This is a genomic window from Selenomonas sp. FOBRC9 (assembly GCF_000287655.1).
In the GTDB taxonomy this organism is placed as follows: Bacteria; Bacillota; Negativicutes; order Selenomonadales; family Selenomonadaceae; genus Centipeda; species Centipeda artemidis.
On record NZ_ALJR01000006.1, the window covers coordinates 21,241 to 27,477 of the forward strand.

Genomic DNA, 6,237 nt, shown 5'->3' on the forward strand with positions numbered 1-6,237 from the left:
ATGATGAATCAACCCGATGCCTCGGAAATGATTTTGGTGCTCGACTTTGGCGGACAGTATAATCAGCTGATTGCCCGCCGCGTACGCGAGAGCAGCGTCTATTGCGAGGTGCATCCGCACACGCTTTCGCTCGCTGAGATTCGTGCGCTTGCGCCGCGCGGCATCATCCTGACGGGAGGCCCGAACAGTGTATACGGCGCGGAGGCGGTGACGGCGCCGAAGGAACTCTTTTCCATGGGGATCCCCGTGCTTGGCATCTGCTACGGGGCGCAGCTCATGGCACACCTGCTCGGTGGAACGGTTGAGACTGCGCCGACGAGCGAGTACGGCAGGACAGAGGTGGATATTACGGGGCGGGATTCTCTCCTATTTACGGGGATTCCGGAAAAGAATGTCTGCTGGATGAGCCATACCGATTATATCAGCGGTATGCCTGCGGGATTTGCCCTGACGGCGCATACACCTGTCTGTCCAATCGCGGCGATGGAGAATGCGGCACAGCGTCTTTATGCCGTTCAGTTCCATCCGGAAGTCATGCACACGGAGCACGGGAGCGAGATCCTGCGCAACTTCGTCTACAATGTCTGTGGCTGCACGGGTACGTGGCGCATGGATTCCTTCGTACAGAAAACGATTGAGGAACTGCGTGAAAAGATCGGCGGCGGTCGTGCGCTTTGTGCACTTTCAGGCGGTGTAGACTCCTCCGTTGCAGCCGTGCTGCTCTCTAAAGCCATCGGCAAAAATCTGACCTGCGTCTTTGTCGATCACGGGCTTCTGCGCAAGAATGAGGGTGACGAAGTGGAGGCAGTGTTCGGCAGCGCCGGTACTTATGACGTCAACTTCATCCGCATCAATGCGCAGGAGCGGTTCTATGAAAAGCTCAAAGGTGTTAGGGAGCCCGAGCAGAAGCGCAAGATCATCGGCGCGGAATTTATCCGCGTGTTTGAAGAAGCGGCGCATGAAATCGGCGCGGTAGACTTCCTCGTACAGGGAACGATCTATCCGGACGTGATTGAGAGCGGTCTCGGGAAGTCGGCGGTCATTAAGTCGCATCATAATGTCGGCGGTTTGCCCGACCATGTGGACTTTAAGGAGATTGTCGAACCGCTGCGGCTTCTCTTTAAGGACGAAGTACGCGCGGCGGGGAGCGAACTTGGCATCCCGGATTATCTCGTGGATCGCCAGCCGTTCCCGGGCCCAGGGCTCGGCATCCGCATTGTCGGCGAGGTCACGGCGGAGAAAGTGCGGATCGTCCAAGACGCGGATGCGATCTATCGTGAGGAGCTTGCACACGCCGGCCTGCAAAAGAATCTCGGTCAGTATTTTGCCGCGCTCACGAATATGCGATCCGTCGGCGTGATGGGAGACGGGCGCACCTATGATTATGCCGTTGTTCTGCGCGCCGTCGTCACGAGCGACTTCATGACCGCAGAGGCGGCACAAATTCCGTGGGAAGTGCTCTCCAAGGTCACGACACGCATCGTCAACGAAGTGCGCGGCGTCAACCGCGTTCTCTATGACTGCACCGGGAAACCGCCCGCAACCATAGAACTCGAATAAAATATTAATCCGGGCTCTTCCGCGCCCTATGGATTCAAAAATAGATACATCGGACATCGTTTGTACAAGCACGTTCAAAACGATGTCTTTTTCTTTTGGTTTATATGTCCAAGAGATGGGACAACTGCTTTGATATGATAACAGCATCAAGGTTGGTTCTTATATTGAAGTACCGAAAGGGGATGTACACATTATGCTTTTCTATGCAGTCGAGGTTAAGGATCTGCGCAACATGATGCCGGATAGGTCGGTGCAGTTCGACCGGGTCAATGCGGAGAAGATCAACAGCGATTTACGCAGTGTATTTATGGAACGGAATATGGGGAAAGTGAGCGAGTTCGCACTCATTTATGAGGTGGATAATGATGTGATGCGGATCGCTCTTGCACTCGGGGAAAATCGGATCGCCTACGCGTATGAAACGCTGCAAAATACATTTTCGAAAGCACCGTATCATTTGGCAGTTCAGATTGGTGAAATGCTGGAGATTACCTCCGCAGAATTCTTTCGGCGTTGTGCAGAAGCAGATCATACGGGCGGGTTAATCCGATACACGCTCCCGGAGTATTTTGAGGAATGGAGCGAGGGCTGCGACCCCGACGATTTCCGGATTACGGCGGGGCTCTGTGACAGTGAGCCGCGCGGGGAAGAGGCTGCGGTTCAGAGGGCAAAGCAGCTGCTCATGGGAGAGGCGTTTATCGAGGAGATTCGGCGCATCTACGCCCAAGATAATCACCGCACTTTTATAGAGCATCCCGTCCACTATAAGCTCAATGTTGCGGATGCTGCTTGTGCGGAACCGGCGGTTCGCCTGCTGCTCGAATGTCTGTATGAGAATGGGCGGCTGCCCGGGTCTCGTTATGATATGTTGACCCGGTGCAGCGAGAGCTGGGGCGTTGCCGATAAAATATCGCAGCTCCTCGCACAATCCGAGGGCGCGACGGTGGTACTCTCCTTTGCCGATCTTGCGCGGGAATCCGGCGCGAATAGCGCACTGCTGCGGGATAAAGAGGTATTTGAGTCACTCTGTACAGGCATTAAGGCGCATCATCGGAAAACGCTGTTCATCTTCGTTACGGATCGCAGCGGTGCGGACGAGTGCCGATGCTTGACGAATGTCGTGGGCGAGGAGCTCCATATTCTTGATCTGCCGGAGTCGCGCCGCTCGCGTGCGCAGGCGGAGGCATATCTAACTGCGCTGATCAAAGACTCGGATTACGCAGTATTTGCAGAAGACGGGGACTATGTTCTGCCGGATCAGCCAAGCGGATTCACTGCGGAAGAGGTTCACCGCGTGTTTGACGCATGGCACAAACGAGCACTGTTGCGCGCCTATCCGGCTTATCGCACACAATATACGGAAGAGCGCTGCGCCGCACGGTACGATAAAACGCAGACGGTGTACGATGAGTTCAACGCTATGGTTGGACTCGGAGAGGTCAAGGAAATTGTCCGGAATCTCATTGCGGCGCATAAGATGCGCAAGCTGCGCGCCTCGTGGGGCATCACGGACGAGGGGGCGGCGCGTCATATGGTGTTTACGGGGAATCCCGGTACGGCAAAGACGACGACCGCACGGCTGATTGCGCGGATACTGGAGGAGGAAGGTGTCTTGCCCCGCTGTCCTTTGGTTGAGTGCGGGCGCGCGGATCTGGTCGGGCGCTATGTGGGCTGGACGGCGCCGAAGGTACGCGAGAAGTTTGTACAGGCGCACGGCGGCATCCTCTTTATCGACGAGGCATATGCGCTGATGGAGGAGCACCGCACGTTTGGTGATGAGGCGATCAATACCATTGTGCAGGAGATGGAGAATCAACGTGAGGATGTGATTGTGATTTTGGCGGGGTATCCGGAGAAGATGAAGGAGCTGCTTCTGCACAACGAGGGGCTGAAGAGCCGCATCGGCTTCCGGCTTCATTTTCCGGACTACACGCCGACGGAACTGGATGGTATCCTCTCTCAGATGGAGCGTAAAAGCGGCTATACGATGACGGACGCGGCACGGAGAAAATGCGGGGCAATCTTTACCGCTGCGGTCAAGGATAAAAATTTTGGCAACGGACGCTTTGTCAGAAATCTCTTGGAGCAAGCGATACTGCGCCAGTCGAGACGGCTCTTGGAACGCGGCGGGAAAATAGAAAGAGCGGCAGGGCTGACGCTCGACGCCGAGGACTTCGAAGCGCCGGCGCTTGATCGTGTTGAAAAACCCGGGATTGGATTTTGCCGCACAGCGTGATATGATGATTCCCGGCAGGGAGGGAAATCATCATGGCAGATACGAAGAAGAAGTTTTATCATATCATGGAGACGGATGAGGATCATCCAAAGACCGCAGTGCAGATTGCCGACCTTTTGGAAACGCGGTATGGAATCCGGGCGGAGCGCAAGTCGATCTATCGTGATATCGATGTGCTCCGCTCCGACTGCGGCATGGATATTTTTCGCCCGAACGACAGAAGAGAGGGCTGGTATTTGGCAAGCCGTACGTTCGAGGAATGGGAGCTGAAATTTTTGATTGATTTGGCGCTCTCCTCCAACGTCCTCCCTAAAAAGGAGGTACAGGGAATTGTCAAAAAGCTGAAAGCTCAGATAGGCCCCTCCGGTCGGGAGCTGCTTGATGCGATCTCGCCCGGTCGCATCGGCGCAGCGGAGGATCATTGCCATGTAAAAAATAATATCGACACGATTTTGCGCGCCATACGCACGAACCGTAAGATTGCGTTTCGATACATGCGATACGATGTAACCGGGCGGCGCATTCCGCGCAATGATCATGTGTATCACGGAAGCCCCTATGCGCTTACCTACAAGGATGATTTTTACTATATGATCTTTCATCACGACGGTAAGGATGATCTTAGTCATTATCGGATTGATCGTATGGCGCACGTAGAAATCCCGGAACCCTTCGAACGTCGCACGCCGCTTCGGGATTTTGTCGGCGTGCGAGAAACGGACGGGTTGAGTGCGTTTGTTCATCGGACAATCTATTGCTATGGGGGAAAGGATATTTCTCTGCGGCTCAAATGCCCCCGCTATGAGATCGACGATTTGATTGATCATTTTGGCAGGGCTGTCCGGATTTGGGAGCTTCCGGACACCGACTACTGTGAAGTAACGGTCAGCGTTCAGGACGGTGCGGGGCTTTATTACTGGCTCATGCAGCGTGCCGATAATCTTGAAGTCATTGCACCGCAGTCCGTACGCGAGAAATTGATCAAAAAACTGCGCGAGACACTGGCGCAGTATGAGAAAAAAGATATTGAATTTATGTAAAAAATAGGAGAGTGAAGTTTTTAGGAATTAAGATTTGTTAAACATCAATATCCTTTATTACAGACAAAGATGAAGAATCGGAATGCGACGGCAAACTTGAATGAGGATGCGGACGTGAAAGTCGAAATTGACGAGATATGCAGTTTGCCGCCGGGGGAGCAGCCCAAAAGAAAAAGTATTTATGCGGCTGCCGTCGAGGCTCTGCAAAAGTCTTCGTTTTTCCAACAGTATTTGAATTCGGATGAACTGGAGAACTTAGTTAAAATCTACATGAAAAAATCGGTGCAGATCGCGTCGATATACCGTCAAAAAATGATCCTAGGAAAGGAAACCATGCAGATGCAGACATCATTGCTGATTTTGACCGTTTGAAGGTTCGCGTATATATTCAGGGAAACACTGAAAAATTCTTTTGTTGCACGATTGAGCTCCGAAATATTACAATAGAGGAAAACAGCAACACGACGAGAGAGAGGCAACATCATGGTGCAGCAAACCTTTACCGACATGGAGTACGCAAACCGCAAGAGAACAACACGCCGTGAAGCCTTTCTGGAAGCCATGGAATCCATCATTCCTTGGAACGAATGGATGGCACTCATCGCGCCGTACTATGTCCAGAAAGAGCGCGGCAGAAAACTGATCCCCCTAGAAACCATGCTGCGTATGTACCTTATGCAGAACTGGTTCGGTCTTTCCGATGAGGGAATCGAGGATGCAATTTACGACAGCTATGCCATGAAACAGTTTCTGCGGATTGACTTTTCCACAGAACAGACACCCGATGCCACGACACTTCTGCATTTTCGGCATCTGCTGGAAAAGCACGACATCGCCCGCAAGATTTTCGATGATGTGAAACAACGCCTAGACGCGTCTGGACTCATCATGCACGGCGGCACGATTGTTGATGCAACCATCATTCATGCACCGAGTTCGACCAAGAACGCGACAAAGTCCCGTGACCCTGAGATGCACTCCACGAAGAAGGGGAATCAGTGGTACTTCGGCATGAAGATCCATTCCGGTGCGGATGCCGGAACAGGATACGTCCATACGATCACAGCGACCGCCGCCAACGTGCACGACATTACCCAAACCCATGCGCTGATCCGCGAAGATGATCATACGGTCTATGGGGATTCGGGGTATCTCGGTGTGGAAAAACGCACGGAAATCCGAGAGAGGTCCGAGCTTTCAGACGTGGACTACCGCATTGCCCAAAGCCCCTCGCAGAAGCGCATGACGAAAGAATACAAAGGGACGAATTGGGACAGGCAGATCGAGCATGCGAAAGCCTCGGTTCGCAGCAAGGTGGAGCATCCTTTTCTCATTGTGAAGCGTCTGTTTCATGCGGGTAAGACAAGGTATCGCGGACTCAGGAAGAACCTTCTGCAATAC

Annotated in this window: 5 protein-coding genes; all 5 read left to right on the forward strand. The window is 53.1% G+C overall.

All coding sequences use genetic code 11. The features are described from left to right. The gene (gene guaA, locus HMPREF1147_RS02150; protein ID WP_009657516.1) at positions 1-1,560 is read left to right on the forward strand and encodes a glutamine-hydrolyzing GMP synthase; all 1,560 of its coding nucleotides are present in this window, start codon (positions 1-3) and stop codon (positions 1,558-1,560) included. 193 nt (positions 1,561-1,753) lie between these two features. Beyond that, positions 1,754-3,796, forward strand: a complete 2,043-nt coding sequence (locus HMPREF1147_RS11395; RefSeq protein ID WP_009657512.1) for an AAA family ATPase — start codon at positions 1,754-1,756, stop codon at positions 3,794-3,796. A 32-nt stretch (positions 3,797-3,828) separates the two neighbouring features. Continuing rightward, complete coding sequence (locus HMPREF1147_RS02160) at positions 3,829-4,836, forward strand: YafY family protein (RefSeq protein ID WP_009657506.1); 1,008 nt, start codon at positions 3,829-3,831, stop codon at positions 4,834-4,836. A 69-nt stretch (positions 4,837-4,905) separates the two neighbouring features. Further along, positions 4,906-5,208, forward strand: coding sequence for a hypothetical protein (locus HMPREF1147_RS02165; protein ID WP_009348952.1), 303 nt, complete (start codon positions 4,906-4,908; stop codon positions 5,206-5,208). 111 nt (positions 5,209-5,319) lie between these two features. After that, the coding region (locus HMPREF1147_RS02170; RefSeq protein ID WP_009657436.1) for an IS5 family transposase at positions 5,320-6,237 on the forward strand (918 nt) is incomplete at its 3' end.

Coding starts and splice junctions, on each gene's coding strand:
- HMPREF1147_RS11395 (WP_009657512.1), top strand. CDS start 1,754: ATGCTTTTCTATGCAGTCGAGGTTAAGGATCTGCGCAACATGATGCCG.
- guaA (WP_009657516.1), top strand. CDS start 1: ATGATGAATCAACCCGATGCCTCGGAAATGATTTTGGTGCTCGACTTT.
- HMPREF1147_RS02165 (WP_009348952.1), top strand. CDS start 4,906: ATGAAGAATCGGAATGCGACGGCAAACTTGAATGAGGATGCGGACGTG.
- HMPREF1147_RS02160 (WP_009657506.1), top strand. CDS start 3,829: ATGGCAGATACGAAGAAGAAGTTTTATCATATCATGGAGACGGATGAG.